Origin of the sequence: Pseudomonas sp. RG1, from assembly GCF_025910115.1 — a bacterium.
Taxonomy (GTDB): domain Bacteria; phylum Pseudomonadota; class Gammaproteobacteria; order Pseudomonadales; family Pseudomonadaceae; genus Aquipseudomonas; species Aquipseudomonas atacamensis.
Map to the genome: position 1 here is coordinate 431,518 of NZ_JAPCIK010000002.1, position 23,188 is coordinate 454,705.

Annotated in this window: 18 protein-coding genes; 10 read left to right on the top strand and 8 right to left on the bottom strand. The window is 58.7% G+C overall.

Going from position 1 to position 23,188, the window contains the following annotated elements; all coding sequences use genetic code 11:
• Positions 1-7 precede the first annotated feature (7 nt).
• Both parC and OK411_RS03585 read left to right on the top strand, forming a co-directional pair.
• The gene (gene parC / locus OK411_RS03580) at positions 8-2,272 is read left to right on the top strand and encodes a DNA topoisomerase IV subunit A (RefSeq protein ID WP_197891739.1); all 2,265 of its coding nucleotides are present in this window, start codon (positions 8-10) and stop codon (positions 2,270-2,272) included.
• A gap of 185 nt (positions 2,273-2,457) precedes the next feature.
• A complete protein-coding gene (locus tag OK411_RS03585; RefSeq protein ID WP_024011350.1) occupies positions 2,458-3,168 on the top strand; it encodes a membrane integrity-associated transporter subunit PqiC in 711 nt (236 codons plus the stop codon).
• Positions 3,169-3,515: 347 nt separating this feature from the next.
• Here OK411_RS03585 and OK411_RS03590 read toward each other — a convergent pair whose 3' ends face one another.
• Positions 3,516-5,027 (bottom strand): AhpA/YtjB family protein, encoded by a 1,512-nt coding sequence (locus tag OK411_RS03590; protein ID WP_264364430.1) that lies wholly within the window; start codon positions 5,025-5,027, stop codon positions 3,516-3,518.
• Positions 5,028-5,161: 134 nt separating this feature from the next.
• Here OK411_RS03590 and serB point away from each other — a divergent pair, with 134 nt between their 5' ends.
• Positions 5,162-6,376, top strand: coding sequence for a phosphoserine phosphatase SerB (gene serB / locus OK411_RS03595; RefSeq protein WP_016771966.1), 1,215 nt, complete (start codon positions 5,162-5,164; stop codon positions 6,374-6,376).
• 91 nt (positions 6,377-6,467) lie between these two features.
• Here serB and OK411_RS03600 read toward each other — a convergent pair whose 3' ends face one another.
• The 4 genes from OK411_RS03600 to OK411_RS03615 form a co-directional block, all read right to left on the bottom strand.
• Positions 6,468-8,216, bottom strand: a complete 1,749-nt coding sequence (locus OK411_RS03600) for a molecular chaperone (protein ID WP_264364431.1) — start codon at positions 8,214-8,216, stop codon at positions 6,468-6,470.
• 66 nt (positions 8,217-8,282) lie between these two features.
• Positions 8,283-9,143 (bottom strand): archaetidylserine decarboxylase, encoded by an 861-nt coding sequence (gene asd, locus OK411_RS03605; protein ID WP_024011354.1) that lies wholly within the window; start codon positions 9,141-9,143, stop codon positions 8,283-8,285.
• Positions 9,143-9,976 carry a thiosulfate sulfurtransferase gene (gene rhdA / locus OK411_RS03610; RefSeq protein WP_136492346.1) on the bottom strand — a complete coding sequence of 278 codons (834 nt, stop codon included), beginning with the start codon at positions 9,974-9,976 and terminating at the stop codon, positions 9,143-9,145. The genes asd and rhdA overlap by 1 nt, the downstream gene beginning before the upstream one ends.
• A 42-nt stretch (positions 9,977-10,018) precedes the next feature.
• Positions 10,019-11,557, bottom strand: a complete 1,539-nt coding sequence (locus OK411_RS03615; RefSeq protein WP_264364432.1) for an HDOD domain-containing protein — start codon at positions 11,555-11,557, stop codon at positions 10,019-10,021.
• A gap of 166 nt (positions 11,558-11,723) precedes the next feature.
• Between OK411_RS03615 and motA the strand changes: the two genes are divergently transcribed.
• Together motA and motB are read left to right on the top strand one after the other, a co-directional pair.
• On the top strand, positions 11,724-12,575 hold the full coding sequence (motA, locus tag OK411_RS03620) for a flagellar motor stator protein MotA (protein ID WP_016771962.1): 852 nt from the start codon (positions 11,724-11,726) through the stop codon (positions 12,573-12,575).
• 3 nt (positions 12,576-12,578) lie between these two features.
• Complete coding sequence (motB, locus tag OK411_RS03625; RefSeq protein WP_264364433.1) at positions 12,579-13,619, top strand: flagellar motor protein MotB; 1,041 nt, start codon at positions 12,579-12,581, stop codon at positions 13,617-13,619.
• A 265-nt stretch (positions 13,620-13,884) separates the two neighbouring features.
• Here the strand turns inward: motB and OK411_RS03630 are convergent, their stop codons facing one another.
• The 3 genes from OK411_RS03630 to rsgA all read right to left on the bottom strand — a co-directional run bounded on the left by OK411_RS03630 (position 13,885) and on the right by rsgA (position 16,672).
• Positions 13,885-14,370, bottom strand: coding sequence for a toll/interleukin-1 receptor domain-containing protein (locus OK411_RS03630; RefSeq protein ID WP_264364434.1), 486 nt, complete (start codon positions 14,368-14,370; stop codon positions 13,885-13,887).
• Positions 14,370-15,329, bottom strand: a complete 960-nt coding sequence (locus OK411_RS03635; RefSeq protein WP_264364435.1) for a caspase family protein — start codon at positions 15,327-15,329, stop codon at positions 14,370-14,372. Before OK411_RS03635 ends, OK411_RS03630 begins: the two co-directional genes overlap by 1 nt.
• 311 nt (positions 15,330-15,640) lie before the next feature.
• On the bottom strand, positions 15,641-16,672 hold the full coding sequence (rsgA, locus tag OK411_RS03640) for a small ribosomal subunit biogenesis GTPase RsgA (protein WP_024011360.1): 1,032 nt from the start codon (positions 16,670-16,672) through the stop codon (positions 15,641-15,643).
• 107 nt (positions 16,673-16,779) lie between these two features.
• Between rsgA and orn the strand changes: the two genes are divergently transcribed.
• From orn to OK411_RS03665, 5 genes are all read left to right on the top strand, one after another.
• Complete coding sequence (gene orn, locus OK411_RS03645) at positions 16,780-17,322, top strand: oligoribonuclease (RefSeq protein WP_016771957.1); 543 nt, start codon at positions 16,780-16,782, stop codon at positions 17,320-17,322.
• Positions 17,323-17,424: 102 nt separating this feature from the next.
• Positions 17,425-18,039: a trimeric intracellular cation channel family protein gene (locus OK411_RS03650; RefSeq protein WP_174823854.1), complete on the top strand. Its 615-nt coding sequence runs from the start codon at positions 17,425-17,427 to the stop codon at positions 18,037-18,039.
• A 175-nt stretch (positions 18,040-18,214) separates the two neighbouring features.
• Positions 18,215-19,249, top strand: a complete 1,035-nt coding sequence (locus tag OK411_RS03655; protein WP_264364436.1) for a hypothetical protein — start codon at positions 18,215-18,217, stop codon at positions 19,247-19,249.
• 176 nt (positions 19,250-19,425) lie between these two features.
• Entirely contained in the window at positions 19,426-21,852 is a 2,427-nt protein-coding gene (locus tag OK411_RS03660) for a leucine-rich repeat domain-containing protein (protein WP_264364437.1), read from the top strand.
• A 332-nt stretch (positions 21,853-22,184) separates the two neighbouring features.
• Positions 22,185-23,126 carry a hypothetical protein gene (locus OK411_RS03665; RefSeq protein WP_217879219.1) on the top strand — a complete coding sequence of 314 codons (942 nt, stop codon included), beginning with the start codon at positions 22,185-22,187 and terminating at the stop codon, positions 23,124-23,126.
• Positions 23,127-23,188: the final 62 nt, after the last annotated feature.

The following is a 23,188-nucleotide window of genomic DNA, read 5'->3' on the forward strand; positions in this document are numbered from 1 at the left end:
GGCCCGCATGAGCGACTCCCTTGATCTCAGCCTGGACGGTGTAGAACGCCGATCGCTGGCTGACTTCACCGAAAATGCCTACCTCAACTACTCCATGTACGTGATCATGGACCGCGCCTTGCCGCATATCGGCGACGGCCTGAAGCCGGTACAGCGGCGTATCGTCTACGCCATGAGCGAACTGGGGCTGGACGCTGATTCCAAGCACAAGAAATCGGCGCGTACCGTCGGTGACGTGCTCGGTAAATTCCACCCCCACGGCGACTCGGCATGCTACGAAGCGATGGTGCTGATGGCGCAGCCGTTCAGCTATCGCTACACGCTGGTCGACGGCCAGGGCAACTGGGGGGCGCCGGACGATCCGAAGTCCTTCGCCGCCATGCGTTACACCGAAGCGCGGCTGTCGCGCTATTCCGAAGTGCTGCTCAGCGAGCTGGGCCAGGGCACCGCTGACTGGGGGCCGAACTTCGACGGCACCCTGCAGGAACCGCTGGTGTTGCCAGCGCGCCTGCCGAACATTCTGCTCAACGGCACCACCGGTATCGCCGTGGGCATGGCCACCGATGTGCCGCCGCACAACCTGCGCGAAGTCGCCACCGCCTGCGTACGCTTGCTGGATGAGCCGAAAGCCACGGTCGAACAGCTCTGCGAGCATATTCAAGGCCCGGATTATCCGACCGAAGCGGAAATCATCACGCCGCGCGCCGACCTGCTGAAGATGTACGAAACCGGCAAGGGCTCGGTGCGTATGCGCGCCGTGTACCACGTCGAGGACGGCGACATCATCGTTACCGCGCTGCCGCATCAGGTCTCCGGCGCCAAAGTGCTGGAGCAGATCGCCGCGCTGATGCAGGCCAAACCGTCGAAAGCGCCGCAGATCGCCGATCTGCGTGACGAATCCGACCACGAAAACCCGTGCCGCATCGTGATCATCCCGGTCAACAGCCGCGTCGATCACGACGCGCTGATGCAGCACCTGTTCGCCAGCACCGAGCTGGAGTCGACCTACCGGGTCAACGTCAACATCATCGGTCTGGACGGCAAGCCACAGCTGAAAAACCTCCGTGCGCTGCTGGTCGAATGGCTGGAATTCCGCGTGCTGACCGTGCGTCGCCGTCTGCAATTCCGCCTCGACAAGGTCGAGCGTCGCCTGCACCTGTTGGACGGTTTGCTGATCGCCTACCTCAACCTGGATGAAGTGATTCACATCATCCGTACCGAGGAGCATCCGAAAGCCAAGCTGATCGAGCGTTTCGCCCTCAGCGAGATTCAGGCCGACTACATCCTCGACACCCGCTTGCGTCAGTTGGCGCGACTGGAAGAGATGAAGCTACGCGACGAGCAGGACGAACTGCTCAAGGAACAAGCCAAGCTGCAAGCCCTGCTGGGCAGCGAAGCGAAGCTGAAGAAACTGGTGCGCACCGAGCTGCTCAAAGACGCCGAAACCTACGGCGACGACCGCCGCTCGCCAATCGTCGAGCGCGCCGAAGCCAAGGCGTTGAGCGAACACGATCTGCTGCCGAACGAGAAAGTCACTGTCGTGCTGTCGGAAAAAGGCTGGGTGCGTTCGGCCAAGGGCCATGACATCGACGCCACCGGTCTGTCGTACAAGGCCGGCGATGGCTTCAAGACCTCGGCGGCGGGGCGCTCCAACCAGTTTGCCGTGTTCATCGACTCCACCGGTCGCAGCTACTCGGTTGCCGCGCATACCTTGCCGTCGGCCCGTGGTCAGGGCGAACCGTTGACCGGCCGCCTGACGCCGCCACCGGGCGCCTCGTTCGAATGCGTGCTGATGCCCGAAGACGATGCGCTGTACGTGATTGCCTCCGACGCCGGTTACGGCTTCGTGGTCAAAGGCGAAGACCTGCAAGCGAAGAACAAGGCTGGCAAGGCGCTGTTGAGCTTGCCGAACAACGCCAAGGTCATCGCGCCGCGCCCTGTGGCCGATCGTGAGCAGAACTGGCTGGCCTCGGTCACGACCGAAGGTCGCCTGCTGATCTTCAAAATCAGCGATCTGCCACAATTGGGTAAGGGCAAAGGCAACAAGATCATCGGTATTTCCGGTGAGCGCGTGGCCAGTCGCGAAGAATATGTCACGGACATCGCCGTCCTGCCGGAAGGCGCCACCCTGGTATTGCAGGCTGGCAAACGGACCCTGTCGCTGAAAGCCGACGACCTCGAGCACTATAAAGGCGAGCGTGGACGGCGCGGAAACAAACTTCCGCGGGGCTTCCAACGGGTCGATGCGCTGCTCGTCGAAAACCTCAATTAGGCGAGAACGCCTTCCTAGAGCGTTCGATCTGCGATTAAACGCGTAGATCGACGCTTTGGCGCTGGAGTCGGAACGCATATTCACGGATGATATGGCCTTTCAAGCGCCGGCGTGGCCGAGCGTTCTTCATATTTATTGAGTATTTTCACTGTGGTCAGCCTTGTGGCGGCCACCTGGACGGGATGATGACTGCTCTACGCCCCCTTATTTTGTTGCTCGCCGGCGTTCTTGGCCTGGCGGGTTGCAGCGTTCACCAGCCGGTGTCGCTGTACCAACTGGACAGCGGAAGTCCGGTTCAGCCTGCGCAAAGCGCGGGCATGGCGGTTTTGCTGGGGCCGGTGGTTGTAGCCGATTACCTGCAACGCGAAACCCTGCTGCAACGTCAACCGGACGGCAGCCTGCAAGCGGCGACCGACGGTCGTTGGGCTGGCAGCCTTTCGTCGGATATCGATCAGCTGCTGATGCGTCAGGTCGCCGGTCACCTGGACAGCCAGCGTGTGGTGCTGGCGCCTGCTACCGCCGGGTTCACGCCGGATGTGCAGGTTTTGCTGACCATCACCCGCCTGGATTCCGGAGCGAAACAACCGGCGATTCTCGATGCGCAGTGGCGTTTGATCGATCGTCGCGGCAAGGTGCGTGATAACCGCATCATTCACCTGCAGGAGACGCACGCTGGCAGCACCGCGTCCCAGGTGCAGGCACAAGGGGTTCTGTTGCAGCGTCTGGCCGAGCAGTTGTCGGTGGCGCTCAAGCCACTGGCCAACCAGCCGCCCGTGGCCGAGGCACCGCGTAAAGCCGCGCCGAAACCCGCAGCGCCAGCGGCGGATGCCGAGAAACAGCCGAAGATTCCAATGGCCTCGCCGATTCGTACCGATATGGAAGTGTTTCGCTTCTGAGGCTGGAACGAGTCAGAACAGAGCCCGCCTTGTGCGGGCTTTGTTGTGTCTGGAGGTGGGGTGGAAGATCAAAAGCCCCTCACCCTAACCCTCTCCCGGAGGGAGAGGGGACCGACTGAGGTGTCGGGCGTCTTACGTCGACCTGAGAGATCTTGGCGATTATGGATTCACAGCCAAACGTGCATGTCGATGTAACTCTCGAATATCCCCCAATCTGTTCCCTCTCCCTCTGGGAGAGGGCTAGGGTGAGGGGCTTTTCAGGGATGCACACATTCCAGTAACGCCGCGCACAAAAAAGCCCGCAGACAATCACTCGTCTGCGGGCTTTTGCGGATCGGGCTTAAGCCTTACGCCCGGCGCTCATGCATCCGCGCCAGTTGCCGCTCCAGCATCGACGGATAAGGTTCCATCAGCCGTTCTACACAGCAAGCGCCCTCAGGGCTGGCGATCGGCCGGATCCGCGCACGCTGGCGGATCAACGCGTCATCGCTGATCTTGCGTTCAACCAGTAGCAGATTGCGGCTGTGTTGCGACAAGGCCAGTGCATCCTGGGCCGAATCGGTCAGCAGCAGATCAATCTGGCTCAGGCCGAACAACTCATCGCCCAAGGTCAGGCCCAGCTGCAATTGCAGGGTGATGCCGCTGTCTGCGACCTCGATCTGCAATTGGTGGCCGAGTGCACGCAGCAATTCGCCGCAGCAGATGGCATTGGTCAGGTAGTCGTCGCCGCAATCTTCGGTATGGAAGAGCAGCAGCGTGCTGCCATCGTTGAGGGTTTCGATTTCGCCCTGATACAGCGACGCTGCCTGCTCGAGGCAGTCGCGATAGCGATCCTGCAGTTCTTCCAGGCGTGCGCGAGGCAAGCGACGCAGTTGTTCCTGCGATCCCAATTGCACGGCCAGTACGGCGGTATGCTGCGGAACGTCAGGGCTCGGTTTGCGCGTGAGCGGTTGGGCGGCGCCGTTGAGCGATTCGTCGCGCAGGTCGGCGAAGGCGTCATCGTCATCATCGTCTTCGACGGTGCTGACCAGGTGACGCGGCGCCGGTTTCTTCGCGGCCAGCGGGCGGCTTTCGTCGAAACTTGGATCGCGCAGGTTACGCACCTCGAATTCCGGCTCGTCTTCTTCCTCGGCTAATTCCGGCTCGGGTTCAGGTTCAGGCTCAGGTTCCGGGGCGTAGCTGGCGTGCAGCTGGCGCGCCAGATCGCCGATTTCATCCTGGCGATCGATGCCCGGTGTATGCGCGTCGATGCGGCGCAGCCACACACGCAATTGCAGCAGTGGCGTCGACAGATAACGGCCCATGCGCAGGCTCAGAGCCAGCGACAGTGCCAGCAGAATCGCGCTCAGAATGCCCATGCTTTGCAGGCTGATGGTCATTGGCTGCTGGAACTGATCCATGTCCAGGCTGATGCGCAGTTGCCCGGCAGTCACGTCCTGGAAAGTGATCTTGCTCTCATACATGCCCTCGGCTTCGCCCAGCAGGCTGTGCTTGGGACGCTGACCGGACTCGGCGAGGATGCGGTTGTCCACACTGTAGATCGCCGCGTGGGCGACCAGTTTGTTCTTGGTCAGGTTGTTGAGCAGCACGTTGAGGCTGAGGATGTCGTTGGACACCAGCAGCTCGGTGGCGGAAGTGGCGGTCTGCGTCGTCAGGCTTTCGCCCAGCGCATCGGCCTGCTCGTGCATGGCCTGCTTGAATTGCAGCCCCATCACCCCGGCATAGATCACCAGGGCCAGAGCGACCAGGATCACGTTGTGGCTGACAATGCGCAATGCAATCGGTACACGGCGATGGCGCAGTGCACGGAAGATCAGCAGGAAGAAGTTATCGGTTTTGACTGGCGTGGGCCGGTTCACTTGAGCTCGGCTCTTTGTCCGTGAAGTTGACGCGCAGTATAGCGACAGGCCCCAGACCGGCAAAGCGCTCGCGGTGCCCGATGGTCACTGAAAGTGGGTAGAATGCGATTTTTTTCCAGTTGCGGGGGTGCGCGTTGCGCGAAATCGTCCTGATTAACATCACGGGAGTCGACCGTCCGGGTCTGACGGCGGCCATCACCGGTGTTCTGGCACAAGGTGGTGTGAACATTCTCGACATCGGTCAGGCGGTGATCCACGACACCCTGTCGTTCGGCATCCTGGTTGAAATTCCCGATTCCGAACAAGGCAAGTCGGTGCTCAAGGACATCCTGTTCAAGGGCTACGAACTGGATCAGCAAGTGCGTTTCACCCCGGTGTCCGAAGAGGATTACCAGCAATGGGTGGGCAATCAGGGCAAGAAGCGCCATATCGTTACCCTGCTGACGCGCAAGGTCACCGCTGGCCAGTTGCAGGCGGTCAGCGCCATCACCGCCAAATATGGCCTGAACATCGACCATATCGACCGTCTGTCGGGGCGCATGCCGCTGGACACACCGGCCGACAAGGGCAAGGGCTGCATCGAGTTTTCCGTGCGCGGTGAAGCGGCCGATCCGCAGGCCTTGCGCGCCGAATTCCTCAGCGTTGCCCAGGAATTGAACGTCGATATCGCCTTCCAGGAAGATTCGCTGTTCCGTCGCAACAGGCGTCTGGCCGTGTTCGACATGGACTCGACGCTGATCGAAGCGGAAGTCATCGATGAGCTGGCCAAGGCGGCCGGCGTGGGTGACCGGGTTTCGGAAATCACCGAGCGCGCCATGGCCGGCGAACTGGATTTCCGCGCCAGCTTCAAGGAGCGTCTGGCGCTGCTCAAGGGCCTCGACGTCAGCGTGCTCGACTCGATCGGCGCTTCGCTGCGCCTGACCGAAGGCGCCGAAACCCTGTTCGCCGAACTCAAGCGTCTTGGCTACAAAACCGCCATCCTGTCCGGCGGCTTCACTTATTTCGCCAAGCAGTTGCAAGCCAAGCTTGGCATCGATTACGTGTTTGCCAACGAGCTGGAAGTGGTCGACGGCAAGTGCACCGGCGTGGCGATCGAGCCGATTGTCGATGCGCAGCGCAAGGCTGACTTGCTCAAGGAACTGGCGCACAAGGAAGGTCTGCGTCTGGAGCAGACCATTGCCGTCGGCGACGGCGCCAACGACTTGCCGATGCTGGCGATTGCCGGGCTGGGCGTGGCGTTCCGCGCCAAACCGCTGGTCAAGCAGTCGGCGAAGCAGGCGATCTCAACGCTGGGGCTGGATGGTGTGTTGTATCTGCTGGGTTTCCGCGATCGTGACGGGCAGTTGTAACTGACAAAGCACAAAGATCGCAGCCTTCGGCAGCTCCTACATTTGGAATGCATTTCCCTGTAGGAGCTGCCGAAGGCTGCGATCTTTTGCTTTAAAGCGAATTCCACAACGAATCAAAATCCTCCTCACCCCCGCCATTCTGCGCAGGATCCAGCGAGCGATAGGCGAACTGGTTGAAGCTGTGCGTACTCGCCACCCGCCGATCCAGCCCGGCGCGGTGTTCTTCGCCCTGTGTATTGATCAACACCTTGTTGCCTTCCTGAAAGGGCAGGCGCGGCGCAAGCACGGTGGCCGGCACATCGATCGCACTGATTTCCGGCAACAGCAAACCGCGCAAATACTGGCTGTGATCATCTTTCGTTCGCACCAGTTGCAAGCCGCACGGCTGCGCGTGTGGCGCTACCAGTTCAATGCCCATCTGCGTGCCGCTGCCGCGCACCTGGCGGATCCAGCGAATCACCGCAATGCTCCAGCCTTTGCCCTCGCTGTCCTGAATCCCGAGCATTTCCCCGGCCTGCAACTCCGCCGGTACTTCGCTGGGCCAGGCCAGGCAATAACCGCCAGGACTATGGTTGATCACCGGCAAGGCGTAAGTCGGATAGTTCGGCGCGTTGCCGGGGCCTTCCTCTTCGCTCAACTGGTCGTACTGGATTTCCTCGTACGGCAACAGCTCATCGTTACTTTGCGGGGCAGCGTCGAACGCCTGACTCCAGCTGTCCTTTTCGCCGTTGGCCACGACGCTGCTGAAGTTTGCCGCGCGGGCACCGGGATGTTTGAGCAATTCGCTGAAGGTGCGCTCGCCGCCGAGGTAGAAGTGCAGGGCGCTCATGCCAACGCACACAGTCAATGTGCCTTGGCCGGCGATCCGCTGAAAGCTCCGTTCCGCCGCTTGGCCCCAAGTGGCATGGAGATGTTGCAGGGTATCGATGCTGAGCCCGGCCGAGACAGGCAAAGGTGTCGAAGTCGGCTGTTGCAGCAAGTGTGTTTCGAGCTGTTTGACCAGCGGTTGCGGATCGAAGCCCAGCAGCCCTCTCTGTTGTTCGCTGCGGAACATCTTGCGGTAGCGCGGGCCGACATCGAGTTCCGGGCTGATGGCGAACAAACCGTCGTCGGCGCTGCCGGGATGCAGCTTGAGCAGGGCGCTCCACGGCTCGATCACCTCGGCCAGCCGGGCAATCTGGCTTTGACGCAATTGGTTGCAACGGGCACTGCCCAATAGCAGGGCGGCGATGTAGGTCTGTTCGACGCTCAGTTCGCTGGTCAAAAAGGCCAGATCATCGCGCAGCCGCCGTTGTTGCAGCTGCATTTGCGCCGCGCTGCGATACAGCTGATGCAATTCGAACCACACATGTTCCGGCGGAGAACTGTACAACTGCGTGGCGCGCACCAGTTGCGCCTTGAGGGCATGCGCCGCGCGTTGCAAGGCGGTGCTGACCAATGTCGCGCGGTCCTTGCTGTATTTGGGCAGAATGCGCAGAACGATCTGTTTATAGCCGATGGCCAACTGACCTTGCAGCGCCTGACACAGGTTGCTGACCTTGCGCGAGCGCTCGTCGAGCATGATCGCCTGATGGAGAAAGTGCCGTTCCAGATGCTGGCAGACGAAATACACCTCGGGCCGCAGCAGTTCCAGGAGTTGCAGGCGATTGTCGCTGGGAGTGAGCAACAGGTTCAGTTCGCCGAGGCCTTGATAGAGCAGGCGGGCGGTTTCGCCGATGTTGGCCTTGGGCAGGCCGGCGATCCAGCGCTTGAGGTCACGCGGGCTGGCGTCGCAGAACGACAGGCGCGTTTGCGTGGCAGTCGGAGCGCGCAGCTTGGGAGAAAAGTTGGTCTGGCTCATGAGCAAAACCATAGCAGCAAATGCCGCAGTTTGCGGAAGCAGCCTCGGCTGCTTCCGCGAACAGGGTCACGCTTTTGGCAGCGCCAGACCTTGGCCCATCTGCACTGGCGAGCCGGCCACCAGCTCTTCGGCCCACTTCACCTGATCCGGGCCAAACAGCACGATCGCCGTTGAACCGAGCTTGAAGCGCCCCAGTTCCGCGCCTTTTTCCAGATGAATCGGTGCGCGTGCGGCTTCGTCGTAGCGGAAGGTTTTCAGCTCGCGCTTCGGTGGCGTGACCAGACCGGCCCACACGGTTTCGATCGAAGCGACAATCATCGCACCGACCAGCACCACGGCCATCGGCCCGCGTTCGGTGTCGAAAATGCACGCCACGCGCTCGTTGCGGGCGAACAGCTCCGGGACGTTTTCGGCAGTGGTCTGGTTCACCGAGAAAATGCGCCCCGGGATGTAGACCATTTCGCGCAGGGTGCCGGCCAGTGGCATGTGCACGCGGTGGTAGTCCTTCGGCGACAGGTAAATGGTGGCGAAATCGCCGCCCATGAATGGCGCTGCGTTGGCCGCATCACCGCCGAGCAATTCGAGCACGCTGAAACTGTGGCCCTTGGCCTGGAACACGCGACCGTGCTCGATCGGGCCGAGCTGACTCACCGCACCGTCGGCCGGGCTGAGGATCGCGCCCGGGGTCTCGTCCAGTGGACGCGCGCCGTCTTTCAGGGCGCGCGTGAAGAAGGCGTTGAAGTGCTCGTAAGCGGTCAGGTCTTCGACCAGTGCTTGCGACATGTCCACTTGATAACGCTTGGCAAACCATTGGGTGAAGGCATTCTTGAACCAGCGCACACGGCATTCGGCGATGCAGCCGGCCAGGCGCGACAGCAGGTGATGCGGCAGCAGGTACTGGCTGAGGATAAACAGACGCTCTTTCATTAGTTGTCCTTAAAACCTTGAATCTCGACTGGCGTATCAGGGTGGTTGCCCCATTCGCCCCAGGAACCGGCGTAGCCCTTGACCCGCGGATAACCGAGGGCTTTGGCCACCAGATAAGTGAAGCCCGACCGGTGATGGGTCTGGCAGTGGGTAATGATTTCCTTGTCCTTGGTGATCCCGAGGTTTTCGAGGATCTGCGGCATGTCGCTGCGGATACGCAGCTGACGCGTCTGGTCCATGCCGGCGGTCCATTCGAAATTGACCGCGCCGGGGATGTGTCCGCCCTTGGCGGCGAGGACTTTCTCGCCGGAATATTCCAGCGGCCCACGCGCGTCCCAGATCGCCAGATCGGCGGCGCCGAGACGGCTTTGCAGGTATTCGCGGGTGGCGGTCGGTTCATCGTGCAGGGTCAGCGAGACCGGGCCACCGACGGCGGCCGGCACCTGAATCGACATCGGCATGCCGTCCGCCAGCCAGGCCGGCAGACCACCGTCTATATAGTGGTACTTGTCGTGGCCAATGACATCGAGCAGCCAGATGAAACGCCCGGCCCAGCCACCGCCCTCATCGTCATACACGACATAGACCGCATCTTTGCGATGACCGAGTTCACCAAACAACGCTTCCAGATCGGCCTTCGCCGGCATCAGCCCGGGCGCCGGTGGCTGGCCGAGCTGGGTGCGTTTCGGGTCGACAAAACGTGCGCCGGGCAAGTGACCTTCGGCATACCGGGCAGGGCTGGTCAGGTCCACCAGAATCAGTTCCGGGGACTCCAGACGCGGCAGCAGGTCGCTCGGCTCGATGACAAGCGGCAAGCCAGAGAAGTCAGACATGTGAGGTCTCCAGAGCACAAAGGGGAGGATTGTAGCGCAGGCTCATTGGCCGCGGCTGCTAAAGCTGTGCAGGGCTTTTTCGATGCACTGCGCGGTTTTGCCGAAGGCTTGTACGGTGATGTCGGCGAACGGCCCGCCGCCCTGATCGGCAACGACGATCATGATCACCCGGCCGTTGTTGACCAGCGAACGCAGGAACAGATGCTCACCGCGAAACAACGTGCGCAGGCTCGCTGGCAATAAGGCAGAGAATTGCGCGTTGTTCTCCGGCGTGATCCGCACCTGCGCCTGCTGAGCGAGCAGGCGTTGCAGGACTTTGCTCTGGCTGACTACAAAACTCAGCGCCGCCGCATCCTTCGGCAAACCGGCGGTCTGGTGCACACGCAGGGTCGAGTGCGTGCGGTCGGCCATCAGAATCATCACCCGACGCATGCCACTGGCCACCAGTGCCTCGCGGGCGGCGACGGTCAGGCTCATGGCATTGGTGAAGCGGCTGGGCTCGGCGAGGAGTTCGGCGCATTGCCGACGCCACTGGCCCAGATCATCCGCATTCGGCGCTGCTGCCGGGAGCATGCCGGCCGGCAAGCGACGAGTGCCCCACGGCCAGATCAGCGAAACCGCCGGGTGCCACAAATCAGGCATCGCATGCTGACGCGCGCTGTTCGCCGCTTGCTGGTGCAGCTGTTGCTGCACTTCGTCCATGGAAATCTGCAGATACAGGCTGGTCAGGTACTGCCAGCGCTTGCTGTGCGGACTGTCCCAGGCCTGTTGCGCCGACAGCGCCAGGCCGTTGGCGAGCAGCACGGTATTGGCGGGTTGATTGAGCCAGCGGCGTAGCGTCGGATCCTCGTCGAGGCGATTCTGCTGGCGCAGTGGGTGCTCGCTGTCACGAGCGATGCGCAGCACTTTGACCAGTTCGCGTTGTTCGCTGAGCAGCAACTTGTAGCCTTGCTCGACCCAGATCGGCAGATGCCAGGCCTGGACCAGTGCCTCGGCAATTTTCAACAGGCGCACGCCGAACAATTGCTTTTCGACCACACGCGCCGACTCGCCCTTGTGGATCACCCGCAGTTCCCACTCTTCGAGCAACTGCGGATAGGTCAGCGCCAACGGCCACAGCGGCGACAAAAACAGCAGACTGCCCCAGTGGATGTCCTGCCACAGCCGCGCCAGGCGACTGGCAAAAAAACCGTTGGCCTGCTGTGTCGCGTGTTGGCTGATCAGTTGCAACTGACGCAAGGCCTTGGGGATCTGCCGGTGCGGTTCGGCGGGCAGGCGCGCGAGCAATTCTTCGGTGCGCGTAAGGCCCAGGCGATTGATTGCCACCTCGAGATTTTCCGCTGGCGCGGCCATGGTGCCGTGGGTGTGACGATTCGCCTCACGGATGATGCTCAAGGCCAGCGCCGGGCTGTCCTGCATCAACTCGGCGATGTCGCGCAGCGAGCTGCGATTGTCGCGGATCGCCCGGCAGACTTTGTCGTGAGCCTCTTGTGGTACGGGCAGGCGAACGCTGTCGAGCAGCTTGACCCAAGCCTGGAGGGTGGTCGGTTGCGCGTGTGGAATGTTCGTTTCATTAGCCATGTCTGGACGAGATCTTCACTGACTGTAGACGCGCCCGGCATGGGCTAAATTGGCTTTTCGCCTGAACTGGCTATAGTCTGGCGCAGTTTTGCCGATAAGTAGAAGAAGAGATTTTTTAACTTCCGAATATGACCTTGAACCCGACTTAAACAAGTACCTTCTACCTATGGCTAAAATTATCGGCATCATCGTCGTATTCGCGAGCGTGCTCGGCGGATACGTGCTCTCCCACGGCAAGATTGCCGCCCTGATCCAGCCCTTCGAGGTGTTGATCATCGGTGGTGCGGCCCTTGGCGCGTTCCTCCAGGCCAACCCCGGTTACATGACGATGCACGTGCTCAAGAAATCCCTGAGCATGTTCGGTTCGCGTTTCACCCACACCTTCTATCTGGAAGTGCTCGGGCTGATCTACGAGATCCTCAACAAGAGCCGCCGCGAAGGCATGATGGCCATCGAAGGCGACATCGAAGATGCCGCCGCGAGCCCGATCTTCGCCAAGTACCCGGCGGTGCTCAAGGATGAACGCATGACCGCGTTCGTCTGCGATTACCTGCGCATCATGTCCTCGGGCAACATGGCTCCGCACGAACTGGAAGGCCTGTTCGACATGGAGCTTTACAGCCTCAAGGAAGACCTCGAGCACCCATCCCACGCAGTCAACGGCATCGCCGACGGCATGCCCGGTTTCGGTATCGTTGCGGCGGTACTCGGTATCGTGGTGACCATGGCTTCGTTGGGCGAGGGCGACCAGGCGTCGATCGGTCTGCACGTGGGTGCGGCACTGGTCGGTACCTTCTTCGGTATTCTCGCGGCGTACGGTTTCTTCGGTCCGCTGGCGCATTCCCTGGCCCACGATGCCAAGGAAGAACTGAACGTCTACGAAGCCATCAAGGCCTCGCTGGTGGCTTCGGCGTCCGGCATGCCGCCGTCGCTGGCGGTCGAGTTCGGGCGCAAGGTTCTGTACCCGGCGCACCGTCCAAGCTTCGCCGAGTTGGAACAAGCGGTTCGCGGTCGTTAAGAAATGGAAAATAATCAGCCGATCATCGTCAAGCGCGTCAAGCGCATTGCCGCCGGGCACCACGGCGGGGCATGGAAAATCGCCTTCGCCGACTTCGCCACGGCGATGATGGCGTTCTTCCTGGTGCTGTGGCTGCTGTCCACCGCTACGCCGGAACAGAAGATCGCCATCGCCGGTTATTTCAAGGACCCGGTCGGCTTCTCCGAAAGCGGCACGCCGTACATCATCGACCTCGGCGGTACGCCGACCCTGGCGCCGGAAAACACCCTCAACCCGGAAGTGAAGTCGCAGCCGCAACCGGACAAGGTCACGGTCGACACCGATCAGGTTGAAGGCATGGCCGAGCAGGTCGAGAAGGAGCGTCTCGAACTGCTCCTGCAAGAACTGCAGAACAAGGTCGACGAGAACCCGCAACTGCAGAAGTTCAAGGATCAGATCCTTTTCGAAATCACGCCGAACGGCTTGCGCATCCAGATCATGGACGCCGAGAACCGGCCGATGTTCGACTCCGGATCCGCACGCCTGAAGCCGTACTTCGAAGACATCCTGCTGGCCATGGCCGACACCATCAAAGCGGTGCCGAACAAGATCAGCATCAGCGGCCACACAGACGCCAAGCCGTACATTGGCACTGGCGATTACGGCAACTGGGAACTCTCGGCCAACCGCGCCAACGCCGCGCGTCGCGCATTGGTCGCGGGCAGCTATCCGGATGCACAGGTGGCGCGGGTGGTCGGTTATGCCTCGTCGGCGTTGTTTGATCGGGAAAATCCGTTCAACCCGGTCAACCGCCGCATCGATATTGTCGTGCTGACGAAGAAAGCCCAGGCCGCCATCGAAGGTGCGCAGGGGCCTGAGGCGGCGAAACCGGCGGATCAAGGTCAGAACGGTGCTGCTCCGGCAGCCCCGGTTGATCCGAATGCGCTGCCGGCGGACAAACAGCCAGTGCCGGCTCACGAGTTGCGCGAGCGGTTGAATCTGTTTGACGATGCGGCGCCGAAACCGGCCGAGCCGGGTGGGGCGGCGCCAGCGCTGAAGCAGTGATCGATAAAAACCGACAGTAATGTCGGTTTTTTGTTCGCGGCGCGACGTTTATTGCGTTGTCAGCAATCCCCTCACCCCAGCCCTCTCCCCGGGGAGAGGGAGCCGATTTGGTGATGGCTGATAAATGTATCGAGGTGAAATTGTCTTACCGAATCCATAATCGCTGCGATCTTTCAGGTCGACGAACAGCGCAGGACACCTCGGTCAGTCCCCTCTCCCTCTGGGAGAGGGTTAGGGTGAGGGGCTTTTCGAAAGTGACAAAATTCTAAAACCCGCGACGAATCCGGTTCTTCAACTGTTCATGAAACATCTCCGCATCGCGCTTGTAAGCCCCCTTGACCGATTCGCTGATCGAATCCAGCGCCATCGACCGCTTGTTCGACACCTCATCACGATACGCATCGATGAAGAAATCCAGTTCGCTGGCCGTGCTCAGCTTCGGCCATTTGTCCAGATAGATCGGCAGTTGCGCAGGTCCGGTCTTGAACGTACAGATCCGCCGGTTGCTGATCGTCGCCTCGCCAATCTCGAACGGCACCCACCACGACAGTGCAGTCTTCTCCGATACCACCGCCAGCAGATGCGTGCACTCGGTGATGTTGCGGGTAATGACCCCGGTGATGTCGTCGGTGGTCTGCGATTCCGGATCCAGCACGTCGAGGTAAGTCCTGATCTTCGCCTGGGTCAGGCGGGTGTTGATGGCGATCGCATGGGCGCGATCCATGTGGCGATAGCTGATAAAGACTGGCATCAGAAATGTCCTTTGAGGGCGAGTTCGCGGTAATAGGCGCCGAGTGCCGTCAGGCGGCAGCCGGTCGAGTGAATGGCGGCGTAGTACATGTGCTCGGCGTCGACCGGTTCGATCAGGCTGTGGCGGTTGCACTTCTGCAACTGGGCGAAGACCTCGCCGTGCTCAGGCACGAACGCCTTCTCGGTGGGTTCGTAGCTGGGGTCGAGCGGCAAGACCGATTCGGCTTCGGCAAACCAGTCGGGCAATTTGCGCAGGATCTCCTTGGGAATCAGCGGCGAGACTTCGCGCAGGGAAATGAACTGCGACACATTGGTCTTGAACACCGGACGCTGTTCCCAGGCACCGAGGGCGTTGTCGACGAAGGAATACAGACTGCCGGGGGTGATTTTGCCGAGGATATTCGCCGCGCCGCCATGCAGCGCTTGCAGGAGCAGGCCGGTAAACACGCCGTGCTGCGCGCCCTCCAGCGCCGGCTCGGCTTTTTTGCAGGCGGTGAGGATCGTCATACCTTCGCTGACCATGCTGTTCTCGCTGCGCAGGGCGCGCACTTCGCCGGCCGAACCGCTTTCGCAGCAGTCGAGGATGATCAGTTTGTTTTTGATCCGCGTGGCTTTTTCCGCCCAGTTGAGAATGTCGCTGATGCGGATGCCGTCCTTGGCGTTGCGGTAGTCCTGCGGGATCAACATGCCTTCGTCTGTGTCGGCATCGAAACCGCCATGACCGGCGAAATACAGCAGGGCGACGTTGCAGTCACCGGAAAACAACTCGCGGATCTGGTCTTCGAGTTTTTCCCGGCTCAGGTAATCCTCGGCAGACGTCAGTACGACATTTTTGAAGTTGGGGTCGCCGTTGGCGTTGCTTTTCAATACCGAAGCCATGGCCATGGCGTCGTTGCAACAGCCGCTGAGCCCGCCGATATGCGTGTAATCGTTGATACCGATGAACAATCCCTTGCGCATGGTCACACCGCCTTGTGCAGGCGGATCGCGCCGGGGATTCTGTGGGTATTGCACGGGCGGGCGTCGCGAGACGAATGGATGATGAACAAAACACAGGTTGGCATGGCTTTCCTCGATGGTCGCTGTGAGCGAAGGAGGAAAGAAATGTAGGCCGCTGGCTCAGGCCTACAAGGTCTGCGCGGCAAAACAGAAAGGTCCTGCAAGCAGTCGTGCAAGTGCCTACAGAAGAAGCTGACGTTTAAGAGAAGAGGGTGAGTCAGATGCAGTCCGACCACCGGCAGCCCATCGCGCAGGGCTGCCGGCGTGGCTGTTTAATAGCCGTTTTCAGGCAGGCTGGCGATGATCGAGCGATAGCTGTTCATCCGTTGCTGCTGGATGCGGCCATCTTCCAGCGCCTTGAGCAGTGCACAACCCGGTTCGCGATCGTGCTTGCAGTCGCGGAAGCGGCAAGTGCCAAGCAGGTCATCGAACTCGATGAAACCGGCTTCGACGTCGGCGCGGCTGACGTGGCCCAGACCGAATTCGCGGATGCCCGGGGAGTCGATCAGTTCACCGCCACCGGGGAAGTGGAACAGGCGCGCGGTGGTGGTGGTGTGCGTGCCCTGACCGGACAATTCCGACAACGGCCCGACGCGGGTTTCGACTTCCGGCAGCAGGCTGTTGACCAGCGACGACTTGCCGACGCCGGACTGGCCGACGAACACGCTGATGCGTCCGTCGAGCTGCTTTTGCAGCTGCTCCATGCCATCGCCGTGGTGCGCCGAGACTTCCAGCACCGGATAACCCAGCGTGCGATACACCGCCAGCAACGCGTTCAGCGCCGGGGCGTTCTGCTCGTCAATCAGGTCGAATTTGTTCAGCAGCAGAAGCGGGCGGATGCCGGCATGTTCGGCGGCGACCAGATAGCGGTCGATCAGGTTGGCGTGAGGCTCGGGCAGCGGCGCGAACACGATGACGATCATGTCGACGTTGGCAGCAACCGGTTTGAGCTGGCCACGGCTGTCGGGGCGGCACAGTTCGGTGCTGCGCGGCAGTTGCGCGACGATCACGCCAATGCCTTGGTTGCCGGCGCGCCAGACCACTTTGTCGCCGGTGACCAGCGCTGGCAGGTTGGCGCGCAAGTGGCAGCGGAACACTTGACCGGCGAGTTCGCCGTCAACCGCTTCGACTTCGACCTGCACGCCGAAGTGGGCGATCACCAGGCCGTGCTGCTCAGGGCCAAGGTCGCCGCCCTCGAGGGCCTCGACCGCCGAGGACTCGCGTTTGGCGGCGCGTGCGGCGCGCTCGCCCTGAATCTTTTCGATGCGCCAGTTTTGACGACGATTGAGTTGGCGTTTGGCCATGGGTGTTCCGTCTGAAGAATGCAGCGATTAGGTAAAACGGCCGCGAGTTTAGCACGCCCGGCCACCGGCCTAGGCTAAACTGCGCAGCATTGCCTAGGAGCCCGAATATGCAAAACCCGCAGAACCTGATCTGGATCGACCTGGAAATGACCGGTCTGGACCCGGACAACGATGTCATCATCGAAATGGCCACCATCGTCACCGACAGTGAGCTGAATACATTGGCCGAAGGCCCGGTGATCGCCATCCATCACAGCGACGAAGTGCTCGCGCGCATGGACGAATGGAACACCCGCACCCACGGCAATTCCGGCCTGACCCAGCGTGTACGCGACAGCCGCATCAGCATGGCTGAGGCAGAAGCTGAGACCATTGCCTTCCTGGAAAAGTGGGTGCCGAAGGGCAAATCGCCGATCTGCGGCAACAGCATCTGCCAGGACCGTCGCTTTCTTTATACCCACATGAAGGCGCTGGAAAGCTACTTCCACTACCGCAACCTCGACGTCTCGACGCTCAAGGAACTGGCCGCACGCTGGGCTCCGGACGTGCGCGACAGCTTCAAGAAGGGCAGCACGCATCTGGCGCTGGACGACATTCGCGAATCGATCGCCGAGTTGCAGCATTACCGCAAGCACTTCATCAAGTTCTGAGGCAGCGGCTTTCCGCCTTCGTGAGCCTGCTTGCGAAAGGCGCGCCCTCTTCTGGTGCGGCGCTGAAATGGCTAGACTGCGCGCCTTCCTGCCTGGACTGCCATCATGTTGCTGATGCTCTATCTGATCGCCATTACCGCCGAAGCCATGACTGGCGCGCTGTCCGCCGGACGACGTGGCATGGACTGGTTCGGCGTGGTGCTGATCGCCTGCATCACCGCGCTCGGTGGCGGTTCGGTGCGCGACGTGTTGCTCGGGCACTACCCGCTGACCTGGGTCAAACATCCGGAATATCTGGTGCTGACCTCGGTGGCAGCGATGTTCACCGTATTCGCTGCGCGCTGGATGCGCCACCTGCGTTCGCTGTTTCTGGTGCTCGATGCAGTTGGACTGGTGGCATTTACTTTGATCGGTTGCATGACGGCGCTGGAAATGGGTCACGGCATGTTGGTGGCTTCCGTCAGCGGAGTCATCACCGGCGTTTTTGGCGGTATTCTTCGCGATATCTTCTGCAACGATATTCCCTTGATCTTTCGCCGCGAACTTTACGCCAGCGTCTCATTTGCTGCGGCGTGGTGCTACATGTTGTGTCTTTATCTCAATGTGCCAGGTGAACAAGCCATTCTGATCACTTTGTTTGGCGGATTCCTGTTGCGTCTGCTGGCCATTCGTTTCCATTGGGAAATGCCGAAGTTCGTTTATAACGACGAACACTGATAGATCGTGCGTTGTTGTCATTGAAGTTGATTAATGGCAAATATGTTGTTTGTGACTGGCGCGCGCATATTTCTTACACTTTTCACTTTGATCTTTGCTTGATGGGTATGTAGTTTTTTCGCTGACATATTTTCGATGTCAGTATCAAATTATATTCTTACAAAGGAGCTGCATTGTGAGTGAAAGCATCGATGTTACAGATAATCAAAATGACAATCCGCCCACTCTGGCGGGGCTGTCCAGTTTAAAAGTCAAGTTTGATGCCGGTAATAATACTCAAAGCAGGGCACTTGTCGCTAATGGCCGAATGCAGGTCAAAGTTCAAGTACTCGTTGCCGGAGTGGACGCCGACGGCAACGCAATGCATGTACCCGCAGATGTAATGGAAAGCATCCAGCTTATTCATTACGCGACCGGCAAGACCTTGCGCGATGGTTGGGTCGCGAGCGCAGTCCAAGGGCGGTTTACGCGTGAGGCACGTCCTGCACCTGACGCCGAAGACAGGCACGACGATGATCTTGAGAATGACAGCGTTCACCCACAGGTTCGTACGTTCTGGGTTTCCTCATCGAGCGCCGGAACGACTGAGATCGGTGCGCGCCTGTCCGTGAATGGCGAGACGATCCTCAGTAACGGAACCACGCCTGCCAGTGTTCATTACAGCAGCGTGACTGTAGAAGCGGAAACGCCTTCGACATATGGTGTAGACGGAGTATTTCGGTTGTACCAGACCAGGATTGGCAATGAGTCGCCCGGTAACCGTATCTGGAAGTACCATTTGGGACTGTACCCGGGTGGGAAGCAGATCCGGCTGGTCGACTGGATTGCAGAGGGGGCAGAAGAGGGCAAGAATTACGATTTTGCGGGTGGTAACCGGCTTAACGAAATAAAAACAAATTACATGGAATGCATTTTCGTGCGTCCCGAAACATCCAGTGTCGTCGTCTCTTTGCCTGACAGGGGTGATCCATTTGCATACACTTTTACCAGTGATGCGCAAACATGGAACTCGAAGCATTATCACGTAAATACTCAAAGCGACGGGGAGTTGACCATCGTCCAGGCTCTATCTGAATACTCGAAAAGCACCGGGCCACAAAAATATGGCGGCGTCCTCCATTTCATCGCGATCGATGAATATGGTACTGAGCATAAACTGGCAATCCGCGTGAATTTTCACGAGCGTAATTTATATCTTCAACGAGGCTGAGTTCGTTCACTGATGCAATGTCGGTGAATGTAGTAGATGTATATGCGTTTGGCATTTCGACTGCAGATAAGCTGCCATGTCGATGATCAGCATATGCACGAAAGTGCTTTTCTGATGACTCGCGTTGGCCCTGCACTCTGTGTGGCCAGCGCACCCCCTCTCAAGGATGAGCGATCATGACTGGCAAACCGCCGAAGATCAAACCTGTATCTGTCCCAACCAAACCCTCCGATTCCAGCATCGATGTCTCCCACCGACCGTTGTCCTCGTCTTCGACAGTGGCACATTTGACTGTTGCACATCATCAGGAACCGATGCGTTCGCCATCTTCATCAGATCCGCTTTCGATAACGTCTGGCATCAATGTGAGCACGACCACGACGTATTCCACATTCGACGAATTCCCAAGGTTTTCCGCACAAGATCCCCTGGAAAGCTACTGGATACCCTCACAAGAGGGTCTCGATGAGTCCGTTGCACTGGGTATCAAAACCTTGAAGCATCGCCAGTATGTTGCCGTGGCTGATAACCACATCGTGCAAGTGGTCCGAGACGCTGAGAGCGGTCTGCTTCGCGCCACGCATGCCAGAGAACTGCATCCTTCCGGTCCGCTGTTAAGGCCTGACAGCGAGGGCCGGTTCTGGGTTGCAGTGGAGAGTGACGGTTTTACTATCTCCGATTTAATTGCAGCGCAGGCCGCAGAACTTTTTCGCCGATCGGGACGCTCCGTTGCGCAGCTTTCCGACACCGCGGTTGTACGCATGCTGGCAGTGAGCGGGGTCAACGAAGCAGTGCTGCGCGATGTGATTGCGCATGATCGCCCTGTGCCTTTTTTGTTGGAGGACACCCTCAGGCGATTCGAACTTGATCAGCAAATACAGGCGGAGGGCCGGGTAGCCCCTGAGAGTTTCACGCGCTTCAAAGACGTTGAGGATGCGTTCGAGTCCGATTGTAATGAAGATACTTTGCGGATGCGCCGGGTATTTCCTGATCTACCGAAAACCGCTGCACGAGCGATATGGCGTAATACCAGTGCTGCCGAGCGTTTGCATATGCATAACCAACCGGGCATCCCACAGAGAGTGGCGCTAGAGGCTCTATTGGCTCTGCGAGAAGTTCGCTTGGCAAGGGCCGTGGAAGGCATTTATTTGGAGGCGGTAGTCAATCCCGACAGTGATCGGTTAGTGCTGCATATGATCGGAGATCTCGTGGATTGGCCCCACCAGATTCGTATCGAGATTCGCCAGGGCGCGATTGACGGAGACGTCTTTGCGGCGATCGGCGATGCCCGGTCATCGGATCGTCACCTGCTGATTCGTCATGATGATGGTTACATCGTTGCAAGCGGCGGCCCGCCGTCCGTTCTGGGTGCGCAAAATCTGTATACGACACTCTGGACCCTGTTGTTGCCAGTACATCGCCAATCGCTCGGCATCTCGGACGACGCTGCCCAGGCGCTGCAAAAATTAATCCGTAGTCAGCCTTCACCATCGCGGCGAGTGGTGAGTGAAGTGCTGCGCCTGGCACCGCTACCAGCCACCGTCAACGCTGCCAGAACGCAAGGCCGGCAAGAAGGGCTATTGCGCGGCGGAGCCGACGTCAGGCCTGAATCGCCAAAGTCTTTCGAACGTCGCGTGCGTGATCTTCATCCAGAAATTTCGGATGAAGACGTGGCTGCTTTTATCGACAAGCGTTTACAGCACGACCCCTCTGGAGTTTTAAGTCGTCTGGAAAATGAGTTCGCCACGCTGCGTCATGAATTGGAAGTGTGGCGCGCTGAGGTGCCTCCACATCCATCAAAGGGAGTGGAATGGAGCGCCGAGGCGTTTGCTGAACAATCGCGGTTGCGTCAGAGGTTTAGCGAAAAACTGCAATCCACTTGGCAGCAAAAGCTGCTTTCAGTTGACGGCGTAGCAGATGAAAGCTTCGATTCATTTATCGATTTCACCGACGAGTTGCCGCAAATGAGCGCCAGATTCGAGCATGTGGCCGGGCTGGGGCTGGAGGCGCGCAATCCAAGTGTGAAATTGGGTAGGTTTCTCGACAGCTTCCCCAACCTGGCTTATCTGGTCCTTGAAAACGTGCGCATGGATCGATTCGCTCCGGGCATTTTTCAGATGCGTGGCTTGCAACACCTGATCTTGAAAGATTGCTCACTGAGACTGTCCGAAAATGATGCGGAGGGGCTTTCGAGAATCGAAACGCTGACACTGTTAAGGCTTGATGGAAACCCGTTGGGTGTCGCTCCTCATCTGGGATTCATGCGTCAGATGAAAGAGTTGTATCTGGCTAACTCGGGGCTGACCGGTATTCCTGGCGGTGTAGAGCAATTGAGTAGACTGAAAATTCTTGATTTACGGGATAACAATATTGTTGATGTCGGGGATGATTTTTTTGAGATCCCGGATACCCAAGACACATATGTCGATCTGAGGGGTAATCCGTTAAGCCAAGTAGCACTATTGCGTATCAATGACTATCTCCAGAACACCAGTATGGATAGCGAAATCGATATCAGGACTCAGGAACAGGTGTTTGATGAGATTTTCGAGCTTTCCGAATTTTCGGACAGCGGTGTAGGGTCTGATAGTGACGAGGGTTGAAGTTTTTCTGACGTGATAATCACCTTCCAGTAACAATTGACAATATTAACAAAGTCCACTTCCAGTCGCGTTTTGCAAACGGTTTCGTGTGAGTGGGCTTTTTTTGTGTGTGAAAGTTTTCGGTATTGCATTGTGTTGCCTGTTTGGTTGGTTTCGGTGTTGAGATTATTTTCTGGCTCTGACTAAGTTTTTTCGGTTTGTGTTATTCGGGGCGTTTTTAATCATTACAAGTGGAAATAAAGCGCTTGTTTTATTTGTGTTTAGTGCGTGTATTAATACCGGCTCAAGCAACGCTGTCGTGCTGCGTAAATAAATTGGTTAGAGGGTTTTATATGTTTGAGCAGGATTTGAGTATTCAGCGGTTTCAAGTAACGCTCGACACTTCAACAATTCGGCATAAGGCGCTTTACGCCAACGGTCGTATGCAAGTCAGGGTATTGGTGCTGGTTTCGGGAGAAAATTCGAATGCTGAGGAGGTGTCGCTCTATGGGCATCCGGCCCTTGAGACTCTCAAGCTGATCGGCTATGACACCTCCGCACCATTGGGGGGTAGCTGGAGTGTCGGGACTCAGGAGAACCGTTACGCGCACGATATGTCAGGTGGCGCATCCCGCGTTTTTCCGCTAGTGCCAGCGCCTGATAACCGGATATCGGGTCCATCGGAACGTGTGCAGATTTTTGAATTTTGGGTCACCAGCAATCGACCGGGTTCGATTCAGATTGCCGCTGAAATCACATTGCAAGGCGTAACATATCGAAGCGATGGCCGGAACGGCTATGACAGTAGCGTTACCCTGGAGGCGATCGCCCCCAAGCAGTATCCAATCGCGAATTTCATGATAAAAAAAACCAGAGTTCTTGATCTGCCCAGCCTTTTTGAACGAACCGAATTACACAGTCTCTCTTTACATGCGGAAGGACGGCAGATCAATTTGCTGGATTGGACGAGTTTCGACACCAGATACGACGAAGAGTTTGCAACCGAATTTTTCTCATCGGGTAATGCCCTCAATGTATCTCATGGGATGAGAAGTTATGTTGGTTTTATTGGGCCGATCTATGGTGTGCAAGTCACCGCCCGCACTTCAAAAGGATTTCGCTCTTTGGCTCAGGATCCTGGGGTCATATCGATACTTAGCCATTTGACACAAGACTATCCGAACAAACCTGGTCGTACGGCTCAATTGAGTCTGCAGGTTTTTGATGAATACGGTACCGAGCACAGAGTCCGTGTCAATCCTGATATTGCTACTCGCTCTTACACATTGAGTTGACAAGTTTTGCGATTCCCCCGTGTTCGTTGTTCTGTGCAAAGTACGCGGGGCGCTAGCTGGTG